Origin of the sequence: Pseudomonas sp. PDNC002 (assembly GCF_016919445.1) — a bacterium.
Classification (GTDB): Bacteria; Pseudomonadota; Gammaproteobacteria; order Pseudomonadales; family Pseudomonadaceae; genus Pseudomonas.
In genome coordinates, this window is sequence record NZ_CP070356.1 from 3063451 (window position 1) to 3085973 (window position 22523).

Consider the following 22523-nt stretch of genomic DNA (forward strand, 5'->3'; position numbering starts at 1 on the left):
CCTAACCCTCTCCCGAAGGGAGAGGGGACTGTCCTGAGCACCCGGGTAGCCCCGTGTCAGCCGGCGAACACCAACGCTTCGTACCGGACAGCACCAACGCTTCCTACCGGATTGCATCAACGTTTCCTACCGGATAGCACCCACGCTTCCTTTGGCACGGATGGCTCCCTCTCCCTCTGGGAGAGGGCTGGGGTGAGGGCATTTCCCGAGCACCAAGCATTCCCAGGTTCGCGAGCAAGCTCGCTCCTACCAAAGCGGAACGACTTTACCTGTAGGAGCAAGCTTGCTCGCGAACCGCCCTAAGATCTGATCTCCACGGTGCACAGGAAAATTCTTGCGCTCCCCGTGACATCCTCCGTCTAGCCTGTAATATCCGCGGCGGCGCCAGTAGGACTCTTCCAAGCTGGCACAGCCCTTGCTGATACCCCCTGTATCAGCGCATCGCGCCGGAATAGTGACGGATTATTGGCATGGCCAAGAAAGAACAGACGCCTCCGCTTCCCGATGGACAGGCGCCCGGAAAGGGCAAGCTGAAGCTCATCATCATTATCGTCCTGGCCTTCCTGCTGGCAGTCGGTGCTTCGGTGGGGGGCACCTGGTTCTTCCTCAACAAGAACGCCAAGCCCGCCGAGTCCGAGTCCGAGGCGAAGGCCGAAGAACATGCCGTGCCGACGAAGCAGCAGGCGATCTACGAGATTCTCGCGCCGTCCTTCGTGGTCAACTTCAACCAGAACGGCCGCCAGCGTTATCTTCAGGTGGCCGTCGCCCTGATGGGCCGCGACCAGGCGCAGATGGACGCCCTGCGCGAACAGATGCCGCTGGTGCGCAACCAACTGGTGATGCTGTTCTCCAGTCAGAATTTCGACACGCTGGTGACGCCGGTGGGCAAGGAGATGCTGCGTCAGCAGGCGACCTCCAGTCTTCAGGAACTGGCGAAGAAGGCGACCGGTCAGTTGACCGTGGAGCAAGTGCTTTTCACCAACTTCGTATTGCAGTAGGTACCCGCCATGGCCATGCAGGATCTACTTTCCCAGGATGAGATCGACGCGCTGTTGCACGGCGTCGACGACGGCCTGGTGGAAACCGAGTCCGACGTCGAGCCGGGGGCGATCAAGTCCTACGACCTGACCAGTCAGGACCGCATCGTCCGGGGCCGCATGCCGACCCTGGAGATGATCAACGAGCGGTTCGCCCGCTACACCCGCATCAGCATGTTCAACCTGCTGCGCCGCTCGGCGGATGTCGCCGTGGGCGGCGTGCAGGTGATGAAGTTCGGCGAGTACGTGCATTCGCTGTACGTGCCCACCAGCCTCAACCTGGTGAAGATGAAGCCGCTGCGCGGTACCGCGCTGTTCATCCTCGACGCCAAGCTGGTGTTCAAGCTGGTGGACAACTTCTTCGGCGGTGACGGGCGTCACGCCAAGATCGAGGGTCGCGAGTTCACTCCCACCGAGCTGCGCGTGGTGCGGATGGTCATCGAGCAGGCCTTCGTCGACCTCGCCGAGGCTTGGCACGCGGTGATGCCGATCACCTTCGAGTACGTGAACTCCGAGGTGAACCCGGCGATGGCCAACATCGTCAGCCCCAGCGAAGTGGTGGTGGTCTCTACCTTCCACATCGAGCTCGATGGCGGCGGCGGCGACCTGCACATCACCCTGCCGTACGCGATGATCGAACCGATCCGCGAGATGCTCGACGCCGGCTTCCAGTCCGACGTGGACGACCAGGACGAGCGCTGGATCAACGCCCTGCGCGAAGACATCCTCGACGTCAGCGTGCCGCTGGGCGCCACCGTCGTGCGCCGCCAGCTCAAGCTGCGCGACATCCTGCACATGCAGCCGGGCGACGTGATTCCGGTGGAGTTGCCGGAGCACATGATCATGCGCGCCAACGGCGTGCCTTCCTTCAAGGTCAAGCTGGGTTCGCACAAGGGCAACCTGGCCTTGCAGATTCTCGATCCGCTCCAGCGCCCGCGCTGAGCGAATCCCAAGAGGACACACCATGTCAGACGAAGAAAACGTAACCCCAGAAGAACAGGCGCTGGCCGACGAATGGGCCGCGGCGCTCTCCGAATCGGGTGACGCCAACCAGGACGACATCGACGCGATGATGGCCAGCGCCGCCGCTCCGGCCGTGCCCGCCGCGCCGCGCGCGCCCATGGAAGAGTTCGGCATGGCGCCCAAGGCGCCGACCATCGCCGGTCTGGAAGGCCCCAACCTGGACGTGATCCTGGACATTCCGGTGACCATTTCCATGGAGGTCGGCCACACCGACATCAGCATCCGCAACCTGCTGCAGCTCAACCAGGGCTCGGTGATCGAACTCGATCGCCTGGCCGGCGAGCCGCTGGACGTGCTGGTCAACGGCACCCTGATCGCCCACGGCGAAGTGGTGGTGGTGAACGAGAAGTTCGGCATCCGCCTCACCGACGTGATCAGTCCCAGCGAACGCATCAAGAAGCTGCGCTGACATGGCCCGCCTGCTCGCGAAACTGTCTGCCCTGCCGCTGGCGGGGCTGTCCCTCCTGGCGCTGGCCGACGAGGCCGCCAAGGCGCCGACGTCCAACCCGGCCATCGTCCATGCCAGCTCCACGCCGAGCCTGATCACCGGCAGCGCCGGTGCCCAGCTGATGCAACTGCTGCTGGGCCTGGTGCTGGTGGTCGGCCTGATCTTCCTGCTCGCCTGGCTGGTGCGCCGCGTGCAGCAGGTCGGCCCGCGCAGCAACCAGGCGATCCGCCTGATCTCCAGCCAGGCCCTCGGCCCGCGCGACCGCCTGGTGCTGGTGCAGGTGGGCGAGGAGCAGGTCCTGCTGGGCCTGACTCCCGGTCGCATCACCCCGCTGCACGTCATGCGCCAGCCGGTGCACGCCGCCGATTCGGAGCCCGCGCAGCCGGAATTCGCCCAGCGCCTGCTGGAATTGCTGAATAAGGACAAGGGCCGCCCGCAGTGACCCGTTTGCCGACTCTCTCCGACCTGATCGGCGCGCTCAAGCGTTTCGCGCCGCTGCTCCTGGCATTGCTCGCGCTCACCGCGCCGCAGGCCTTCGCCGCCGATCCGACGCAGCTGACGGCAATCACCGTGACCACCAACGCCCAGGGTCAGCAGGAGTATTCGGTCAGCCTGCAGATCCTGCTGATCATGACCGCGCTGAGCTTCATTCCGGCGTTCGTCATGCTGATGACCAGCTTCACCCGGATCATCATCGTCTTCTCCATCCTGCGCCAGGCGCTGGGCCTGCAGAGCACGCCGTCGAACCAGGTGCTGATCGGCCTGGCGATGTTCCTGACGCTGTTCGTGATGGCGCCGGTGTTCGACAAGATCAACAGCACCGCGCTGCAGCCGTACCTCAACGAACAGATTCCGGCTCAGGAAGCGATTACCCGCGCGGAAGTGCCACTCAAGGCCTTCATGCTGGCGCAGACCCGCCAGTCGGACCTGGAGCTGTTCGTGCGGCTGTCCAAGCGCACCGATATCCAGAGCGCCGACGCCACGCCCCTGACCATTCTGGTGCCGGCGTTCGTCACTTCGGAGTTGAAGACCGCGTTCCAGATCGGTTTCATGATCTTCATTCCGTTCCTGATCATCGACCTGGTGGTGTCCAGCGTGCTGATGGCGATGGGCATGATGATGCTCTCGCCGCTGATCATCTCGCTGCCGTTCAAGATCATGCTGTTCGTCCTGGTGGACGGCTGGGCGCTGATCATCGGCACGCTCGCCGGCAGTTTCGGGACGGTCTAGCGATGGTTCACTTTCCCTGTAGGAGCGAGCTTGCCCGCGAAGCTCTCGAGCGGCTGCGGTTCGCGAGCAAGGACTGGGCGTCCCCCTCGCTCCTGCCCAAGCCTGAAAGAACGGAGTCACCATGACCCCCGAAGTCGCCGTCGACCTGTTCCGTGAAGCGCTCTGGCTGACCGCCGTGATGGTCGGCATCCTCGTGCTGCCCAGCCTGCTGGTGGGGCTGGTGGTGGCGATGTTCCAGGCCGCCACGCAGATCAACGAGCAGACCCTGAGCTTCCTGCCGCGCCTGCTGGTGGTGCTGCTGACCCTGATCGTGCTGGGCCCCTGGTTGCTGCGGCAGCTGATGGAGTACACCCAGTCGCTGATCACCAGCATCCCGACGCTGATCGGCTGATGCTCGACCTCACCAACGCGCAGATCGGCGGCTGGATCGGGGCCTTCCTGTTCCCGCTGTTCCGTATCGCCGCGATGCTGATGGTGATGCCGATCATCGGCACGCAACTGGTGCCGACCCGCGTGCGCCTGTACCTCTCCGTGGCGATCGCCGTGGCGCTGGTGCCCAACCTGCCGCCAATGCCGCAGGTGGACGCGCTGAGCCTCAAGGCGATGGTCTACATCGCCCAGGAAATCCTCGTCGGCGCCATGCTCGGCTTCGTCCTGCAGCTGATGTTCCATGCCTTCGTCATCTCCGGGCAGATCATCTCCATGCAGATGGGCCTGGGATTCGCCTCCATGGTCGACCCCACCAACGGCATCTCGGTGCCGGTGCTGGGGCAGTTCTTCACCATGCTGGTGACGCTGCTGTTCCTTTCCATGAACGGCCACCTGGTGGTGTTCGAGGTGCTGGCGGAAAGCTTCAACACGCTGCCGGTGGGCGAGGGGCTGTCGAGCAACCATTTCATCACCGTGGCCGGGAAGCTCGGCTGGGTCCTGGGTGCCGGCCTGATGATCGCCTTGCCGGCGATCACCGCGCTGCTGGTGGTCAACCTCGCGTTCGGCGCCATGACGCGCGCCGCGCCGCAGCTGAATATCTTCTCCATCGGTTTCCCCCTGACCCTGGTCATGGGGTTCGTCATTGTCTGGATTGGCAGTGCCGACATTCTGACTCAGTACCAGGCACTGGCCAGTGAAGGCCTGCGCCTGCTTCGCGAACTCGTGGGGGCCCGCTGATGGCCGAGAACGACAGTAGCGAAGACAAGACGGAGGAACCTACAGAGAAACGGCGCCGCGACGCGCGCGAGAAAGGGCAGCTACCCAGGTCCAAGGAGCTGAACACCCTGGCCGTGCTGCTCGCCGGCGCCGGTGCGTTGCTGATGTTCGGCGCCAGCCTGGCCGATGCGCTGATGCGCCTGATGCGCGGCAGCTTCGAGCTGGACCGGGCCACGGTGATGAATAGCGAAAGCATGCTCAACCTGCTCATCGAGGGCGCGAAGATCGGTGCCGACGGCGTCTGGCCGATCCTCGCGGTGCTGCTCGTCGCGGCGCTGGTCGGTCCGGTGGCGCTGGGCGGCTGGCTGTTCTCCGCCGAGGCGCTGGCGCCCAAGTTCAGCCGGATGAACCCCCTGGCCGGGCTCAAGCGCATGTTCTCGCTGCGCTCGCTGACCGAGCTGCTCAAGGCGCTCGCCAAGTTCGCGCTGGTGCTGATCGTCGCGATCCTTGTGCTCAAGTCCGACCAGGACGATCTGCTGGCGATGTCCCACGAGCCGCTGGAACAGGCCATGATCCACAGCGCCAAGGTGGTGGGTTGGAGCGCCTTCTGGCTGGCCTGTAGCATCATCTTCATCGCCGCCGCGGACGTGCCCTTCCAGCTCTGGGACAACCGCAAGAAGCTGATGATGACCAAGCAGGAGGTCAAGGACGAGTACAAGGACTCCGAGGGCAAGCCGGAGGTCAAGGCCAAGGTCCGCCAGATGCAGCGCGAGATGGCCAACCGGCGGATGATGCAGGCGGTGCCCCAGGCCGACGTGGTCATCACCAACCCGACGCACTTCGCCGTGGCGTTGCAGTACGACGCGGAGAAGGGCGGGGCGCCCAGGCTGCTGGCCAAGGGCAACGACTTCATGGCGCTGAAGATTCGCGAGATCGCCCAGGAGCACAAGGTCACGGTGCTCGAATCGCCGGCGCTGGCGCGGGCGGTGTACTACTCCACCGAGCTGGACCACGAGATTCCTGCCGGCCTCTACCTGGCTGTCGCCCAGGTGCTGGCCTATGTCTACCAGCTCAAGCAGTACCGCGCCGGCAAGGGCAAGCGCCCCGGCCCGATGCCGGACCTGCCGATTCCGCCGGACCTGCGTCGCGACGAGTGACGGCATCGGCTGCGCGCAACACCGCGTTGTACTAGCATCGGCACCTTCATCCGGATCGCATCCACGCCAGGAGGCACAGACGATCGTCATGGAAAGCTCCGTCCGCGACCGGCGTATTGCCGCCGTCATTCCCCTCGCCGCGCTGCTGGCGGTCCTCCTGAGCTTCTGGTCGCTGCCCTTCCTGGCGCTGGCCTGGCTGCTGTCGCGTCGCAAGGCGCCAGCGCTGGTTCGCGAAGTGATGCTGCGAGTGATCGATCTGTTCCTTTCGCTGCTGAACCTCGCCCTCGCGGCAGGCCTCGTGTTCGCCGCGCTGGATGTGGTGGCGAGGGACGGCGAGATCGAACGGCTCGCGCTGATCAATCGCCTGCTGCTCTCCTTCCTCTCGGTGGTGCTCGATATCTACGGCGCCGTCAGCCTGGTCTTTTCCAGCGTCCGGGCCTGGCGTGGCCAACTGCATGATCCGAAGCTGTCCATGGGAATCCTTCAGGCCCTGCGCGGGCGCCGGCAGGTGGCCGTCTGATGGGTATCTGGATACGTCATGCCTTCTGCCTGTGGATGCTGCTCGGCGCGGCCCTGATGCCTGCTGCGGCAACCGCTGCGGCGGCCGATGAACCGGTGGCCGCCGTGACGGCTGTCGAAGCGGCGGGGGAGGAGTCTTCACCCGTCGTTCCCGTGCCTCGGCTGGAAAGCCCGGTCACCGACCTCACCGGCACGCTGGACGGCGACTGGATCGCCGCCATGCGCCAGCGCCTGCTGGCGCTGCAGCAGCGCAAGGGGGCGCAGGTCGCCGTGCTGATGGTCCCCAGCACGGGCGAGGACAGCATCGAACAGTTCGCCACCCGAGTCTTCGAACAGTGGCGCCTGGGTCGCCAGGGTGTGGACGACGGCGTGCTGGTGCTGGTGGCGAAGAACGACCGGACGATGCGTATCGAGGTTGGCTACGGCCTGGAAGGCGCGATTCCTGACGTCGTCGCCGGGCGCATCATCCGGGAAAACATGGTTCCGGCCTTTCGCGAGGGCGATTTCGCCGGCGGCATCGAGCAGTCGGTGGACACCCTCGAGCGCCTGATCGATGGCGAAACCCTGCCGGAGGAGCAGCACGAAGGTGGCCTGACGCTCGAGGGCTGGTTGCTGCTGGTCGGGCTGGGTGTCGGCGCGGCGGCGGGCATCGCGTTGCGCCGGCGCTGGTTCAGTGTTCGTGTCGTGCTGCTGGTGTCGGCTGCCGTGGCGCTCCTGCTGGCCTTAAGTTCGGGCTGGAAGACCGCGCCGGTGCTGCTCTTCGTGCTGCTGTTCTGCCTGCTGATCGGCGGCGGTGTGGGGGCCGCGGCTGCCTCCTCGCGCAAGGCGGCCTGGGTGGTCGGCGGCATCATCGGGTATCTCGTGGCGCTGATGGTCACCGCCTCGTTCGTCGACGGTGGCGATGTCGCGCTCTATGGCCTGGCGGCGCCGATTGGCGGGACCGTTGCCCTGGTCTTCCTGTGCCTGCCATTCGTCCTGGCCTACAGCACCTGGAAGCGCAGCCGGCTGGAGTTCTGCATTCGCCTGGCGCTGGCGGGCGGGATCGCCGGGTTCGTCATCCACATCAGTGGCTTCCTGGAGTGGCCCTGGGCGTTTCCCGATTCGCTGGCGCTGATTCCGATGCTGTATTTCCCGATGCTGGTCGGCTTCCTCGCCGGGAACGGTTCGGGCTCGGGGTCCGGCTCGGATTCGAGCTCCGGCGGCGGCAGTTCGTCGTCCAGCGGTGGCGGCAGTTACTCCGGCGGCGGTGGTTCCAGCGGTGGTGGCGGCGCGTCCGGTAGCTGGTAACGCGCGCCGCTCTGCCTCAGGCATTTGCGCTCTTTCGAGAAAGTTGGAACGCTTCCTGCAAAACCTTGTGCGGACGCCACTCTCGGCGTCAAAAGTTTGTTCTGGTGGCCGGTTCGGCCACCTACGCGCAGGGGATATCGGGTGGATCGTACGCAACTGATCGGCACTGTTCGCAGCAATCTGGTAGGGCTCAGCCGGGGCAACCTCGGCGTGCCGCTGCTGTTGCTCGCCATGCTGGCGATGATGACCCTGCCCATTCCGCCGTTCCTGCTGGATGTGCTGTTCACCTTCAACATCGCCCTGTCCATCGTCGTCCTGCTGGTCAGCGTGTACGCCCTGCGCCCGCTGGACTTCGCCGTGTTCCCGACCATCCTGCTGGTCGCCACCTTGCTGCGCCTGGCGCTGAACGTCGCCTCCACCCGCGTCGTGCTGCTCCACGGCCACGATGGCCACGCCGCCGCGGGCAAGGTGATCCAGGCCTTCGGCGAGGTGGTGATCGGCGGTAACTACGTCGTCGGTATCGTGGTCTTCGCGATCCTCATGATCATCAACTTCGTGGTGGTCACCAAGGGTGCCGGGCGTATCTCCGAGGTGAGCGCGCGTTTCACCCTTGACGCCATGCCCGGCAAGCAGATGGCCATCGACGCCGACCTCAACGCCGGCCTGATCGAGCAGGCGGAAGCCAAGAAGCGCCGTTCCGAAGTGGCCCAGGAGGCCGACTTCTACGGCTCCATGGACGGTGCCAGCAAATTCGTCCGCGGTGACGCCGTCGCCGGCCTGCTGATCCTCTTCATCAACCTCATCGGTGGCGTGGCCATCGGCGTGATCCAGCACTCGATGAGCTTCGGCGATGCCGGCAAGGTCTACGCCCTGCTGACCATCGGTGACGGCCTGGTGGCGCAATTGCCGTCGCTGCTGCTGTCCACCGCCGCCGCGATCATGGTGACCCGCGTATCCAGCTCCGAGGACATGGGCGCCCAGGTCAACCGCCAGATGTTCGCCTCGCCCAAGGCGCTGGCGATCTCCGCCGCCATCCTGATCGCCATGGGTCTGGTGCCCGGCATGCCGCACGTGTCCTTCGTCGGTCTCGGCGCCCTGGCCGCCGGCGGCGCCTGGATGATCTGGAACCGTCAGCGCAAGGCCACCCAGCAGGCCGAGCAACAGACCCAGCAACAGGAACTGCTGCCGGCCGAGCGCCCCGAGCAGTCCAAAGAGCTGGGCTGGGACGACGTGACCCCGGTGGACATGGTTGGCCTGGAAGTGGGCTACCGGCTGATTCCGCTGGTGGACCGCAACCAGGGCGGCCAACTGCTGGCGCGGATCAAGGGCGTGCGCAAGAAGCTGTCCCAGGACCTGGGTTTCCTGATGCCGTCGGTGCACATTCGCGACAACCTCGATTTGCTGCCCAACGCCTATCGCTTGACGCTCATGGGCGTCAGCGTCGCCGAGGCGGAGATCTACCCGGACCGCGACCTGGCGATCAACCCCGGCCAGGTGTTCGGCACGCTCAACGGCATTCCCGGCAAGGACCCGGCATTCGGCCTGGAAGCCGTCTGGATCGAAGCCTCGCAGCGCGACCAGGCGCAGTCGCTGGGCTACACCGTGGTCGATGCCAGCACCGTGGTCGCCACCCACCTGAACCAGGTGCTGCACAAGCATGCCCACGAGCTGCTCGGTCACGAGGAAGTCCAGCAACTGATGCAGCTGCTGGCCAAGACCTCGCCCAAGCTCGCCGAAGAGCTGGTGCCGGGGCTGATTTCCCTGTCGACCCTGCTCAAGGTGCTGCAGGCGCTGCTGCAGGAGCAGGTGCCGGTACGCGATATCCGCACCATCGCCGAAGCCATCGCCAACGTGGCGGTGAAGAGTCAAGATCCCGCCGCGATGGTGGCGGCGGTTCGTGTCTCGCTGGCCCGCGCAATCGTGCAAACCATTGTGGGACTAGAGCCGGAGCTGCCTGTCATCACGCTGGAACCCAGGTTGGAACAGATATTGCTCAATAGTCTTCAGAAGGCCGGACAAGGCTCCGAAGACGGCATGTTGCTGGAGCCCGGAATGGCAGAGAAGCTGCAACGCTCGATGGTCGATGCGGCGCAGCGTCAGGAGATGCTCGGCAAGCCGGCGATCCTGCTGGTGGCAGGTCCCATCCGCGCGATGATGTCGCGATTCGCCCGGATGGCGGTTCCCACCATGCATGTGCTGGCTTACCAGGAAATCCCGGATAACAAACAAGTCACGATTGTCGCCACTGTTGGGCAGAACTGATTGAGGTCCAAGGCCATGCAGGTAAAACGCTTCTTCGCCGCTGATATGCGTCAGGCCATGAAACTGGTCCGTGACGAGCTGGGCCCGGATGCCTCGATCATCGGCAGCCGCCGTGTCGCTGGCGGCGTGGAGCTGACCGCGGCGCTGGACTACCAGGCACCGGTGGCGGCGAGCAAGCCGAACCCGGCGCTGGAGGCCGAGCTGCGCAAGACCCAGGCGAAGATCGCCCAGGCCAAGGCTGACTTGTCCGCTCCGACCCGTATGGCCGAAGGCGTGCGCAAGGACCGTCAAATGTACGGCAACGAAGCGCCGCGCCGCAGCGCCGCCGAGACCCTGGCCGAAGCCATGGCTGCCCCGACCGCTCCGTCTGCCGCCTCCGTCGGCCAGCAGGCGCTGGAAGCCATGCGCTTCGAGCTCAACGGCCTGCGTGAACTGATCGAAGTGCAGCTTGGCTCTATTGCTTGGAACCAGCTGCAGAACCAGCGTCCGAAACAGGCCAACCTGTGGCGTCGCCTGCAGCGCATGGGCCTGCCGGCCGACCTGTCGCGCAACCTGCTGGAGCGCGTGGCCTCCATCGCCGATCCGAAGCAGGCCTGGCGCATGCTGCTGGCGCACCTGGCACGCTCGATCAACACCCCGGAAACCGATCTGCTGGAGCAGGGCGGCGTGATCGCCCTGGTCGGCCCGGCCGGCATGGGCAAGACCACCACCCTGGCCAAGCTGGCTGCCCGCTATGTGCTGAAGTACGGCGCACAGAGCATCGCCCTGGTGTCGATGGACAGCTTCCGCATCGGCGCGCAGGAGCAGATCAAGACCCTGGGTCGCATCCTCAATGTGCCGGTGACCCTGGTCGATCCGGGCCAGTCGCTGATCCAGGCCATGGGGCCGCTGGCGCGCAAGCGCCTGGTGCTGATCGATACCGCCGGCCTGCCCGTCAACGATCCGGCGCTGCGCATGCAGCTCGAAGCGCTGTCGGCGCAGAGCCTGAACGTGAAGAACTATCTGGTGCTGGCCGCGACCAGCCAGAGCCAGGTGCTCAAGTCCGCCTGGCAGAACTATCGGTCCTGTGGCCTGGCCGGGTGCATCCTGACCAAGCTGGACGAAGCGGGAAGCCTCGGCGAAGCTCTGGCTCTGGCTATAAGCCAGCATCTCCCGGTAGCCTATCTGGCCGACGGGCCGAAGATTCCGGATGACCTGCATGTGGCGCGTGCGCACCAGTTGGTCAGCCGCGCGGTGAGCCTGCAAGCGCCGGACGAACCGAGCGAGGACGCCATGGCCGACATGTTCGCCGGCCTTTACCAGCAGCCGGTGCGTCGCGCCAGCTGAGAATTGTGAAGCCCCAGGTGGGGTAGTGGGGCGGCCGACTGGGTTGCCCAAGCGATGCGGATGCTCTGCAAGATGATCCGCGAGCGCCGGCGGCGGGGAGCACCGCAACCGGATTAGCCGAAGCGTCTGATGCGCGACGGTCGAACGACGAGACAAGGTATTGATATGGGCATGCATCCCGTTCAGGTAATCGCAGTCACCGGTGGCAAGGGTGGCGTCGGCAAGACCAACGTGTCGGTGAATCTGTCGCTGGCGCTGGCCGATCTGGGCCGTCGCGTCATGCTGCTGGATGCCGACCTGGGCCTGGCCAACGTCGACGTGCTGCTGGGCCTGTCGCCCAAGCGCACGCTGGCCGATGTGATCGAAGGCGAATGCGATCTGCGCGACGTGATCCTCCAGGGTCCCGGCGGCATCCGCATCGTCCCGGCGGCCTCGGGCACCCAGAGCATGGTGCACCTCACGCCGATGCAGCATGCCGGCCTGATCCAGGCCTTCAGCGACATCAGCGACAACATCGACGTGCTGGTGGTGGACACCGCCGCCGGCATCGGCGACTCGGTGGTGAGCTTCGTCCGCGCGGCCCAGGAAGTGCTGCTGGTCGTCTGCGATGAACCCACCTCCATCACCGATGCCTATGCTTTGATCAAGCTGCTCAACCGTGACTACGGCATGACCCGCTTCCGCGTGCTGGCGAACATGGCCCACAGCCCCCAGGAGGGCCGTAACCTGTTCGCCAAGCTGACCAAGGTCACCGACCGATTCCTCGATGTGGCGCTGCAGTATGTCGGCGCCATTCCCTACGACGAATCGGTGCGCAAGGCGGTGCAGAAGCAGCGTTCGGTGTACGAGGCGTTCCCGCGCAGCAAGGCTTCCCTGGCCTTCCGTGCGGTGGCGCAGAAGGTCGACAGCTGGCCGCTGCCGGCCAACCCACGAGGGCACCTGGAGTTCTTCGTCGAGCGCCTGGTGCAACATCCCACGGGTTCGGCCGTATGACCGCGGCCTCCGGAGCGCGTATGTACAGCAAGGCGCAGGCGCACAACGCCCAGGAACTGCTGATCCAGAAGCACGCACCGCTGGTCAAGCGCATCGCCTACCACCTGCTGGGCCGCCTGCCGGCCAGCGTGCAGGTGGAGGACCTGATGCAGGCCGGCATGATCGGCCTGCTGGAGGCGGCGAAGAAGTACGACGCGGGCAAGGGCGCCAGCTTCGAGACCTACGCCGGCATCCGCATCCGCGGCGCCATGCTCGACGAGGTGCGCAAGGGCGACTGGGCCCCGCGTTCGGTGCACCGCAACACCCGCATGGTCAGCGACGCCATCCGTGCCGTCGAGGCGCGAACCGGACGTGACGCTAAAGATCAGGAAGTTGCTGCCGAACTCAATATGAGCCTCGAAGAGTATTACGGCATCCTCAGCGACACCCAGGGCAGCCGGTTGTACAGCTTCGACGACATGCTGCAGGACGGCGAACAGGGTGGCGGCCTTGCCGAAGACGCTTCGCACCACGAGAACGAGCCTTCCCACGGTCTGGAAGACGAACGCTTCCAGAGCGCGCTGGCCGACGCCATCTCCAAGCTGCCCGAGCGCGAGCGCCTGGTGCTGGCGCTGTACTACGACGAGGAACTCAACCTCAAGGAGATCGGCGAAGTGCTGGGCGTCAGCGAATCCCGCGTCAGCCAGTTGCACAGCCAGTGCGCCGCGCGCCTGCGCTCGCGTCTGGCGGAGTGGCGCGCTCGCTGAGCATCGGGTAGTTTCGCGGCAGCTTCATCCGAGTGAAGAGGCTGAAGGGAATTTCCTTGGGAAAAACCGCAGGTTAGGAATTTTCAGGGTGACGTTTCCTTGACGTCCCCCGCAACAGTGAGCGCACGACGCTCAATGAATTGACGGCACGCCCGGCAGGGCGCGTTTGGTATCGATGGAGGCAGGCTTGGACAAGAACATGAAAATTCTCATCGTGGACGACTTTTCCACGATGAGGCGCATCATCAAGAACCTCCTGCGGGACCTGGGGTTCACCAACACCGCAGAGGCCGACGACGGCACCACTGCGCTGCCGATGCTGCATAGCGGCAACTTCGACTTCCTCGTTACCGACTGGAACATGCCCGGCATGACCGGCATCGACCTGCTTCGTGCGGTCCGTGCCGACGAGCGCCTCAAGCACCTGCCGGTGCTGATGGTGACCGCCGAAGCCAAGCGCGACCAGATCATCGAAGCGGCCCAGGCCGGGGTCAACGGCTATGTGGTCAAGCCTTTCACCGCTCAGGTGTTGAAAGAAAAGATCGAGAAGATTTTCGAGCGGGTCGGCAGCTGAGGCTGACCAAGAGGGCGTCATGGATTTCAACGAATCCGCGGGTGACTTCGAGTCGACCCTGAAAAAACACGCGCGCGAATTGGTCGACTGCCTCGAACGCGGCGACGTTCAGACTGCCGTGCAGCTGATCTCCGAGCTCAACCAGGCGCGTGATCGCGGGCTCTACCAAGAGGTGGGCAAGCTCACCCGCGAGCTGCACAACGCCATCGTCAACTTCCAGATCGATCCCAACTCCCGGCACGCCGAGGAGATGTCGCAGATCGCCGATGCCACCGACCGCCTGTCCTACGTGGTGACGATGACCGAGAAAGCGGCCAATCGCACCATGGACCTGGTGGAAGAGTGCACCCCGGTGGTCATGCACATCGAGACCCAGGCCAAGGAGCTGCAGGAAGACTGGTCGCGCTTCATGCGCCGCGAGCTGGGCCCCGAGGCCTTCCGCGACCTGGCCAAGCGCGTCGAGCAGTTCCTCTATATCAGCGCCCAGGACAGCCGCAAGCTCTCCGCCCACCTGAACGACATCCTGCTGGCGCAGGACTTCCAGGACCTCACCGGGCAGGTGATCAAACGCGTCACCAAGCTGGTGACCGAGGTCGAGTCGAATCTGGTCAAGCTGGTCTGGATGGCGGGGCAGGTCGATCGTTACGCCGGCATCGAGCATGACCACGACGGCATGCGCGACGCGGTGGAAAAAGAAAGATCGTCCAAGGGTGAAGGTCCGCAGATTGCTGCCGATACAAGAAAGGACGTCGTGTCCGGTCAGGACGATGTCGACGATCTGTTGTCCAGCCTTGGTTTTTAAGCGTCCGCTGACGCTGTAGAGGGAGCACCCGAATGAGCTTCGACGCCGATGACGAAATCCTCCAGGACTTCCTGGTGGAGGCCGGCGAGATTCTCGAGCTACTGTCCGAGCAACTGGTCGAGCTGGAAAGCCGCCCGGAAGACATGGACCTGCTCAATGCCATCTTCCGTGGGTTCCACACCGTCAAGGGTGGGGCGGGCTTCCTCCAGCTGAACGCGCTGGTCGAGTGCTGCCACATCGCCGAGAACGTGTTCGACATGCTGCGCAAGGGCGAACGCCGCGTGGATGCCGAGCTGATGGACGTGATGCTGCAGGCGCTGGATACCGTCAACGTCATGTTCCAGCAGGTGCGTGACGCGGAAGAGCCGACTCCCGCCACGCCCGAGCTGCTCGCCGCCCTGTCGCGCCTGGCCGATCCGAACGCCGCCCCGGCCGAAGCTCCCGCTCCGGCACCGGTAGTGGCCGAGCCCGAGCCTGTGCAGGCGGCTGCCCCGGCAGCCTACGGCGACATCACCGACGCCGAGTTCGAGCAACTGATGGATGCTCTCGAGCCCACCGCTGATGCGCCTGCCGCGCCGGTCGGTGCGGGTGGTGACGACATCACCGACGACGAATTCGAAGCACTGCTCGATCAATTGCACGGCAAGGGCCAGTTCAGCGCTGCCGCCAAGGAACCCGCTCAGGCGGCTCCGGCGCCGGTGGCCGAAACCCCGGCCGCCAGTGGTGGCGACGAGATCAGCGACGACGAGTTCGAAGCGCTGCTCGACCAGTTGCATGGCAAAGGCCAGTTCACTGGCGCGAAGGAAGAGACGCCCGCCGCTCCCGTTGAGGCTGCTGCCGAGAAGAAAGCCGAGGAAGCTCCGGCTGCCGGCGGTGACGACAACATCACCGACGACGAATTCGAGAAGCTGCTCGACGAGCTGCATGGCAAGGGCCAGTTCACCGGCGCGAAGGAAGAGCCGGTCGTGGCTGCCAAGCCCGCCGCCGCAGCGCCTGCGCCCAAGCCTGCCGCCGCTCCGGCGCCGGCCGCTGCCGCCAAACCTGCTCCGGCCAAGCCTGCCGCTGCCGCCGCGGAGAAGCCTTCCAACGAAGCGGAAACCACCGTGCGCGTGGACACCGCCCGCCTGGACGAGATCATGAACATGGTCGGCGAACTGGTGCTGGTGCGTAACCGCCTGGTGCGCCTGGGCCTGAACAGCGGCGACGAGGCGATGGCCAAGGCCGTTTCCAACCTCGACGTGGTCACCGCCGACCTGCAGTCGTCGGTCATGAAGACCCGCATGCAGCCGATCAAGAAAGTCTTCGGCCGTTTCCCGCGGCAGGTCCGCGACCTGGCGCGCAACCTGAAGAAAGAGATCAACCTCGAGCTGATCGGCGAAGAAACCGACCTGGACAAGAACCTGGTCGAAGCCCTGGCTGACCCGCTGGTGCACCTGGTGCGCAACGCGGTCGACCACGGCATCGAAGGCCCCGACGAGCGCGAAGCCGCCGGCAAGTCCCGCTCGGGCAAGGTGGTGCTGTCCGCCGAGCAGGAAGGCGACCACATCCTGCTGTCGATCTCCGACGACGGCAAAGGCATGGACCCGGATGTGCTGCGCGCCAAGGCCGTGGAGAAGGGCCTGCTGGACAAGGACGCGGCCGATCGCCTGTCCGAGTCCGACTGCTACAACCTGATCTTCGCGCCGGGCTTCTCGACCAAGACCGAGATTTCCGACGTCTCCGGCCGCGGTGTCGGCATGGACGTGGTGAAGACCAAGATTTCCCAGCTCAACGGCATCATCAACATCTACTCGACCAAGGGCCAGGGCTCGAAGATCGTCATCAAGGTCCCGCTGACCCTGGCGATCATGCCGACCCTGATGGTGATGCTGGGCAACCAGGCCTTCGCCTTCCCGCTGGTCAACGTCAACGAGATCTTCCACCTCGACCTGTCGAACACCAACGTGGTCGATGGCCAGGAAGTGGTGATCGTTCGCGACAAGGCCCTGCCGTTGTTCTACCTCAAGCGCTGGCTGGTGCCGGGCGCGCAGCATGACGAGCCGGGCGAGGGCCACGTGGTGATCCTCTCCGTGGGCACCCAGCGCATCGGCTTCGTGGTCGACCAACTGGTGGGCCAGGAAGAGGTGGTGATCAAGCCGCTGGGCAAGATGCTGCAAGGCACGCCGGGCATGGCCGGAGCGACCATCACCGGGGACGGGCGCATCGCGCTGATCCTCGACGTGCCGAGCATGCTCAAGCGCTACGCCCGTCGTATCTGACCGCCGTGCGCGAGCCGCGAGGCCCGCGCCCGTGATGGAAGAAGTTTTTTTCAGGAGTGTCTATGGCTGTCAAAGTCCTGGTGGTGGACGATTCGGGGTTCTTCCGCCGCCGCGTCTCGGAGATTCTTTCGGCTGATCCGCAGATCCAGGTGGTCGGCACGGCCACCAATGGCCGCGAGGCGATCGATCAGGCGCTGGCGCTCAAGCCCGACGTGATCACCATGGACTACGAGATGCCGCTGATGGACGGCATTACCGCCGTGCGGACCATCATGCAGCGTTGCCCGACGCCGGTCCTGATGTTCTCCTCGCTGACCCACGAGGGCGCGCGGGTGACCCTGGACGCGCTGGATGCCGGCGCGGTCGATTATCTGCCGAAGAATTTCGAGGACATCTCGCGCAACCCGGACAAGGTCCGCCAGTTGCTGTGCGAGAAGGTCCACACCATCGCCAAGAGCAATCGCCGCTTCGCTGCCTACTCTTCGTATTCCGCGAGCCCGTCGGCACCGGCTTCGACTCCCGCCGCCAGCACCGCGCGCCAGGCTGCACCCGCTTCGTCGGGCGCCAGCCATGCGCCGGCGGCTCCGGCGCCTTCCGCCGCCCCAAAGCGTAAGCCCTACCGGCTGGTGGCCATCGGCACTTCGACCGGTGGGCCGGTGGCGCTGCAGCGGGTCCTGACCCAGCTGCCTGCCAACTTCCCCGCGCCGCTGGTGCTGATCCAGCACATGCCGGCGGCCTTCACCAAGGCCTTCGCCGAGCGCCTGGACAAGCTCTGCAAGATCACCGTCAAGGAAGCCGAGGATGGCGACCTGCTGCGCCCCGGCGTGGCCCTGCTGGCCCCCGGCGGCAAGCAGATGATGGTCGACGCGCGCGGTGCCATCCGCATCCTGCCCGGCGACGAGCGCCTGAACTACAAGCCCTGCGTCGACGTGACCTTTGGCTCCGCCTCCAAGGCCTATGGCGACAAGGTGCTGGCGGTGGTCCTCACCGGCATGGGCGCCGACGGCCGCGAAGGCGCGCGCATGCTCAAGCAGGGCGGCGCCCAGGTGTGGGCCCAGGACGAAGCCAGCTGCGTCATCTACGGCATGCCCATGGCCATTGCCAAGGCCGGCCTGGCCGATGCGGTGTACAGCCTGGATGACATCGGCCGGCACCTGACCGAGGCCTGCGGCTGATGGATGTCCTCAGCCTGGTCGGCCTGATCCTCGCGCTGGTTGCCATCATCGGTGGCAACTTCCTCGAGGGCGGGCACATCGGCGCGCTGGCCAACGGTCCGGCGGCGCTCATCGTGGTCGGCGGCACGCTGGCCACCGCGCTGCTGCAGACGCCGGTTTCCGTGCTCAAGCGGGCGGTGACCATGCTGCGCTGGGTGGTCCTGCCACCGAAGGTCGACCTGGTCGGCGGCATCACCCGTGTGGTCGGCTGGAGCATGACCGCGCGCAAGGAAGGCCTGCTGGGCCTTGAGACCGTCGCCGATGCCGAGCGCGATCCCTATGCGCGCAAGGGCCTGCAACTACTGGTCGACGGCACTGAGCCAGAAGCTATCCGCAGCATCCTCGAAGTCGACCTGTTCAACCAGGAAAGCCGCGACCTCGCGGCGGCCAAGGTCTTTGAAAGCATGGGCGGCTACTCGCCGACCATCGGCATCATCGGCGCGGTGATGGGCCTGATCCACGTCATGGGCAACCTTGCCGATCCCAGCCAGTTGGGCAACGGCATCGCCGTCGCCTTCGTCGCCACCATCTACGGCGTCGGCCTGGCCAACCTGCTGTTGCTGCCGGTCGGCAACAAGCTCAAGAGCATCGTGCTGCGCCAGTCCTGCTACCGGGAAATGCTGATGGAAGGCCTGCTGTCCATCGCCGAGGGTGAGAACCCGCGCTCCATCGAGCTGAAGCTGCAAGGCTTCGTCGGCTGAAGGGGAGAGCGAAGATGCCTCGCCGCAGACGCCATGAGGAACACGAGAATCACGAACGCTGGCTGGTGTCCTACGCGGACTTCATCACCCTGCTGTTCGCCTTCTTCGTGGTGATGTACTCGATCTCCTCGATCAACGAGGGCAAGTACAAGATCCTCTCGGAAACCCTGACCGGCGTGTTCAACCAGCCGGACCGCTCGATCCGCCCGATTCCCGTCGGCGAGGAGCGCCCGCGCACCCAGCAGCCGGACCAGTCGCTGACCGAACCGCAGGACGACGGCCAGGCCCAGGGCAATCCGGATTCCCTGCAGCAGATCACCGACAGCGTGCGCCAGGCGTTCGGCGACCTGATCTCCACCGATCAGCTGTCTGTGCGCGGCAACGAGTTCTGGATCGAGATCACCCTCAATTCCAGCCTGCTGTTCCCCAGCGGCGACGCGATCCCCAACGACGCCGCCTTCGAAATCATCGAGAAGGTCGCCAGGATTCTGGCGCCTTACCGCAACCCGGTGCACGTCGAAGGCTTCACCGACAACGTGCCAATCCATAATTCGCAGTACCCGACCAACTGGGAACTGTCGGCGGCGCGCGCGGCCAGCATCGTGCGCATGCTCGCCCAGGACGGACTCGACGCCGGTCGGCTGGCGGCGGTGGGCTATGGCGAATTCCAGCCGGTGGCGGACAATGCCACGGCGGATGGCCGCGCACGCAACCGCCGGGTGGTGCTGGTGATTTCCCGCAACCTGGAGGTGCGCCGCAGCATCAGCGGTGTCGGCAGCGGCAAGGCGCAGCCCGATCCGGCCTTGCGACATGCTGGCACGCAATCTGCACCAGTGGTTGCCAGCGAGGCGCCCGCCAGTGGCGCCGTCAATTCTTCGTCATCGGCCACAGGGCAATGAGAACCATGACTACGATCCTGAGCCGATGCTGTGCCACCGGGGAGCGCGCACTATGAAAGTCTGGGCGGTAGCCAACCAGAAAGGTGGCGTCGGCAAGACCACTTCCTCCATTGCACTGGCGGGCCTGCTGGCCGACGCCGGCAAGCGCGTGCTGATCGTCGATCTCGATCCCCATGGCTCGATGACCAGCTATTTCGGCCACGACCCCGACAGCCTGGAACACAGCGTCTTCGACCTGTTCCTGCACCAGGGCAACGTGCCGGAAGGACTGCCGGCCTCGCTGCTGCTGCCCACCAGCCACGAGAACATCCGCCTGCTGCCGTCGAGCACCGCGCTGGCCACTCTGGAGCGCCAGTCGCCCGGGCAGAACGGCCTGGGCCTGGTGATCGCCAAGAGCCTGGCGCAGCTGTGGAACGAGTTCGATCACGCGATCATCGACAGCCCGCCGCTGCTGGGCGTGCTGATGGTCAACGCCATGGCGGCCAGCCAGCACCTGGTGATCCCGGTGCAGACCGAGTTCCTCGCCCTCAAGGGGCTGGAGCGCATGGTCAACACGCTGAAAATGGTCAACCGCTCGCGCAAGCAGGCGCTGCCGTTCACCATCGTGCCGACCCTGTTCGATCGCCGTACCCAGGCATCCCTGGGGACTCTGCGGGTACTGCGCGACACCTACCCGGACACCCTCTGGCAAGCCTTCATACCCGTGGATACCAAGCTGCGCGACGCCAGCCGACTGGGCATGGTGCCGTCGCGCAACGACGGCAACAGCCGCGGCGTGATCGCCTACCGTGCGCTGCTCAAGCATCTGCTGGCCCATGTGCCGGCGAGCCAGGTAGCCTGAGCATGATGTCGTCGAGGGCGGTGGGTCCGAACAAAAGAATCCGACGGACAGGTTCAAGTCCCAGGGTCCAGCTGCCGATAGGTTGGACAGTCACCTTGCGCGGTCAACAATCATGAGTCGTTCCGCTACTGCCACGCGCCCCCAGCTTGCGCTGCAGTCCTACCTGGACTCGCTGCTGCAGGAGGCCACGTTCGAAGACCTCGCGCCGGAACCGGAGGTGCAGGCCCTTGCGCCGGCGCCTGTCGTGCTGGTCGTCAGCACCGTCGCCGAACCGGCGCCAGTGCTTGCCACGCAAACCATCGAGCCGCAGGCCCTGCTGGCGGAGGCGCCGGAAGCCAGCGTCAGCCTCGACGAGTTCGAGGCAGCCGTTCTGGAGGAGCAGGTGCGCGATGCTCGCCTGCAGGTTGCCCCCCGCGCGCCGGTTGCCGAGACGGAGCCCGTGGCGCTGTTCGACGCGCCGCTCGCCGCCGAGCCACCCGCACAGATGGGGCAGGTCATCGAACTGCACCAGCCGGGCAGCGCCGAACTGCCGGCCGCGCCCCTGGCGCTGCTGGACGATGGCCGCCCGGTATGGGCCGCCGAACCCTTCGAGTGCCTGTTGTTCGACGTTGCCGGCCTGACCCTGGCCGTGCCGCTGGTGTGCCTGGGCTCGATCTACCCGCTGGCGGGTCACGAGCTCACCCCGCTGTTCGGCCAGCCCGACTGGTTCCTCGGCATACTGCCGGGCCAGAACGGCAACCTGAAGGTGCTCGACACCGCGCGCTGGGTGATGCCCGAGCGCTACCGCGACGACTACCGCGAAGGGCTGCAATACGTGATTTCCGTGCAGGGCTACGAGTGGGGGCTGGCCGTGCACCAGGTCAGCCGCTCGGTGCGCCTGGACCCGTCCGAGGTGAAGTGGCGCAGCCAGCGCCAGCAACGCCCGTGGCTGGCCGGCACGGTGATCGACCAGATGTGTGCGCTGCTGGACGTCTCGGCCCTGGCCGAGCTGATCGCCAGCGGCGCGGCGAAGCGCCTGAAGCCCTGAGGCCTGGCGCCCATCCATTCAACGAAAGCCACCGCGCCCTAGGCGGCGCGGTACCAGAAGAGGCGAGGGGATATGAAGAAAACGTCAGCGCAAGGTGCCGAAGATCCGATTCTGCAGTGGGTCACCTTCCGCCTGGACAACGAGACCTACGGCATCAACGTGATGCAGGTCCAGGAAGTGCTGCGCTACACCGAGATCGCGCCGGTCCCGGGTGCCCCGAGCTATGTGCTGGGCATCATCAACCTGCGCGGCAACGTGGTCACCGTGATCGACACCCGCCAGCGCTTCGGCCTGGACCCGGCGCCGGTCTCGGACAATACCCGCATCGTCATCATCGAAGCCGACAAGCAGGTCGTGGGCATCCTGGTCGACAGCGTCGCCGAGGTCGTCTACCTGCGCCAGTCCGAGATCGAGACCGCGCCGAACGTCGGTAACGAGGAATCGGCCAAGTTCATCCAGGGCGTCTGCAACAAGAACGGCGAGCTGCTGATCCTGGTCGAGCTGGACAAGATGATGACTGAGGAAGAGTGGTCGGAGCTGGAGAGCATCTGAGGTGCTGATCGCCCTGGTCGTCCTCGGAATCGCCTGCGCGGGCCTGGCGATGGCCTGCGTCTGGCTGTCCGGTCGTCAGCGCGCCCAGGAGGCGCAGGCGGCGGAGCTGGCCAAGCAACTGGCCGTGTTCGAACAGCGCCTGAAGGAACAGGGCAAGCGCATGGAGTCCTACCAGCAGATCAATATCCGCATGGGCGAGGAGCTGCGCGAGCTGAGCAAGCAGGTCGCGCCGTTGCCCGAGCGGCTGGTACGCATCGAGCAGCGCGACCCCACCAGCCTCTCGTTCAGCCAGGCCGCGCGCCTGGTCGGCATGGGCGCCAGCCCCGAGGACCTGACCCAGAGCTGCGGCCTGTCCCAGGCCGAGGCCGAGCTGGTCGCCCGCTTGCACCAGGGCAAGCCGCGCGACTGACGTCCGCCGGTCCAACGCTCCTTCCCCGTGTATTGCCTGGCCCGAGCGAGGCGCGACGCCGCGTAGCCGCTT

At 65.6% G+C, this 22523-nt stretch carries 24 protein-coding genes; all 24 read left to right on the forward strand.

Annotated features, from left to right (window positions below; translation table 11 throughout):
- Positions 1–470 precede the first annotated feature (470 nt).
- On the forward strand, positions 471–998 hold the full coding sequence (gene fliL, locus JVX91_RS14105; protein WP_205339783.1) for a flagellar basal body-associated protein FliL: 528 nt from the start codon (positions 471–473) through the stop codon (positions 996–998).
- A gap of 9 nt (positions 999–1007) precedes the next feature.
- Positions 1008–1979, forward strand: coding sequence for a flagellar motor switch protein FliM (gene fliM, locus JVX91_RS14110; protein WP_205339784.1), 972 nt, complete (start codon positions 1008–1010; stop codon positions 1977–1979).
- Positions 1980–2001: 22 nt separating this feature from the next.
- A complete protein-coding gene (gene fliN, locus JVX91_RS14115; protein ID WP_081519290.1) occupies positions 2002–2469 on the forward strand; it encodes a flagellar motor switch protein FliN in 468 nt (155 codons plus the stop codon).
- A gap of 1 nt (position 2470) precedes the next feature.
- Positions 2471–2950, forward strand: coding sequence for a flagellar biosynthetic protein FliO (gene fliO, locus JVX91_RS14120; protein WP_205339785.1), 480 nt, complete (start codon positions 2471–2473; stop codon positions 2948–2950).
- Between the two features lie 59 nt (positions 2951–3009).
- The gene (fliP, locus tag JVX91_RS14125; protein WP_240201775.1) at positions 3010–3738 is read left to right on the forward strand and encodes a flagellar type III secretion system pore protein FliP; all 729 of its coding nucleotides are present in this window, start codon (positions 3010–3012) and stop codon (positions 3736–3738) included.
- Between the two features lie 121 nt (positions 3739–3859).
- Positions 3860–4129 carry a flagellar biosynthesis protein FliQ gene (gene fliQ, locus JVX91_RS14130; protein ID WP_205339787.1) on the forward strand — a complete coding sequence of 90 codons (270 nt, stop codon included), beginning with the start codon at positions 3860–3862 and terminating at the stop codon, positions 4127–4129.
- On the forward strand, positions 4129–4905 hold the full coding sequence (fliR, locus tag JVX91_RS14135) for a flagellar biosynthetic protein FliR (protein WP_205339788.1): 777 nt from the start codon (positions 4129–4131) through the stop codon (positions 4903–4905). The genes fliQ and fliR overlap by 1 nt, the downstream gene beginning before the upstream one ends.
- Positions 4905–6041 (forward strand): flagellar biosynthesis protein FlhB, encoded by a 1137-nt coding sequence (flhB, locus tag JVX91_RS14140; RefSeq protein ID WP_205339789.1) that lies wholly within the window; start codon positions 4905–4907, stop codon positions 6039–6041. The genes fliR and flhB overlap by 1 nt, the downstream gene beginning before the upstream one ends.
- Positions 6042–6129: 88 nt before the next feature.
- Positions 6130–6561, forward strand: coding sequence for a hypothetical protein (locus JVX91_RS14145; protein WP_205339790.1), 432 nt, complete (start codon positions 6130–6132; stop codon positions 6559–6561).
- The gene (locus JVX91_RS14150) at positions 6561–7847 is read left to right on the forward strand and encodes a TPM domain-containing protein (protein ID WP_205339791.1); all 1287 of its coding nucleotides are present in this window, start codon (positions 6561–6563) and stop codon (positions 7845–7847) included. The genes JVX91_RS14145 and JVX91_RS14150 overlap by 1 nt, the downstream gene beginning before the upstream one ends.
- A 141-nt stretch (positions 7848–7988) precedes the next feature.
- Positions 7989–10109, forward strand: coding sequence for a flagellar biosynthesis protein FlhA (gene flhA / locus JVX91_RS14155; protein WP_205339792.1), 2121 nt, complete (start codon positions 7989–7991; stop codon positions 10107–10109).
- Between the two features lie 15 nt (positions 10110–10124).
- Positions 10125–11435: a flagellar biosynthesis protein FlhF gene (gene flhF, locus JVX91_RS14160; RefSeq protein WP_205339793.1), complete on the forward strand. Its 1311-nt coding sequence runs from the start codon at positions 10125–10127 to the stop codon at positions 11433–11435.
- Positions 11436–11600: 165 nt separating this feature from the next.
- The gene (gene fleN, locus JVX91_RS14165) at positions 11601–12428 is read left to right on the forward strand and encodes a flagellar synthesis regulator FleN (RefSeq protein WP_017520297.1); all 828 of its coding nucleotides are present in this window, start codon (positions 11601–11603) and stop codon (positions 12426–12428) included.
- A complete protein-coding gene (gene fliA / locus JVX91_RS14170; protein WP_205339794.1) occupies positions 12425–13174 on the forward strand; it encodes an RNA polymerase sigma factor FliA in 750 nt (249 codons plus the stop codon). Before fleN ends, fliA begins: the two co-directional genes overlap by 4 nt.
- A 199-nt stretch (positions 13175–13373) precedes the next feature.
- A complete protein-coding gene (locus JVX91_RS14175) occupies positions 13374–13748 on the forward strand; it encodes a chemotaxis response regulator CheY (RefSeq protein ID WP_085988857.1) in 375 nt (124 codons plus the stop codon).
- A gap of 19 nt (positions 13749–13767) precedes the next feature.
- Entirely contained in the window at positions 13768–14550 is a 783-nt protein-coding gene (locus tag JVX91_RS14180) for a protein phosphatase CheZ (RefSeq protein ID WP_205339795.1), read from the forward strand.
- A 32-nt stretch (positions 14551–14582) separates the two neighbouring features.
- Positions 14583–16808 carry a chemotaxis protein CheA gene (locus JVX91_RS14185; protein WP_205339796.1) on the forward strand — a complete coding sequence of 742 codons (2226 nt, stop codon included), beginning with the start codon at positions 14583–14585 and terminating at the stop codon, positions 16806–16808.
- A gap of 62 nt (positions 16809–16870) precedes the next feature.
- Positions 16871–17983, forward strand: a complete 1113-nt coding sequence (locus tag JVX91_RS14190) for a chemotaxis response regulator protein-glutamate methylesterase (RefSeq protein WP_205339797.1) — start codon at positions 16871–16873, stop codon at positions 17981–17983.
- Positions 17983–18723, forward strand: coding sequence for a flagellar motor protein (locus JVX91_RS14195; protein WP_205339798.1), 741 nt, complete (start codon positions 17983–17985; stop codon positions 18721–18723). The genes JVX91_RS14190 and JVX91_RS14195 overlap by 1 nt, the downstream gene beginning before the upstream one ends.
- Positions 18724–18737: 14 nt before the next feature.
- Positions 18738–19622 (forward strand): flagellar motor protein MotD, encoded by an 885-nt coding sequence (gene motD / locus JVX91_RS14200; RefSeq protein WP_205339799.1) that lies wholly within the window; start codon positions 18738–18740, stop codon positions 19620–19622.
- A 52-nt stretch (positions 19623–19674) separates the two neighbouring features.
- A complete protein-coding gene (locus JVX91_RS14205) occupies positions 19675–20463 on the forward strand; it encodes a ParA family protein (RefSeq protein ID WP_205339800.1) in 789 nt (262 codons plus the stop codon).
- Between the two features lie 112 nt (positions 20464–20575).
- Positions 20576–21490, forward strand: a complete 915-nt coding sequence (locus JVX91_RS14210) for a CheW domain-containing protein (RefSeq protein WP_205339801.1) — start codon at positions 20576–20578, stop codon at positions 21488–21490.
- 72 nt (positions 21491–21562) lie between these two features.
- Entirely contained in the window at positions 21563–22042 is a 480-nt protein-coding gene (locus JVX91_RS14215) for a chemotaxis protein CheW (protein ID WP_015476565.1), read from the forward strand.
- 49 nt (positions 22043–22091) lie between these two features.
- Positions 22092–22451: a DUF2802 domain-containing protein gene (locus JVX91_RS14220; RefSeq protein WP_205340013.1), complete on the forward strand. Its 360-nt coding sequence runs from the start codon at positions 22092–22094 to the stop codon at positions 22449–22451.
- Positions 22452–22523 lie beyond the last annotated feature (72 nt).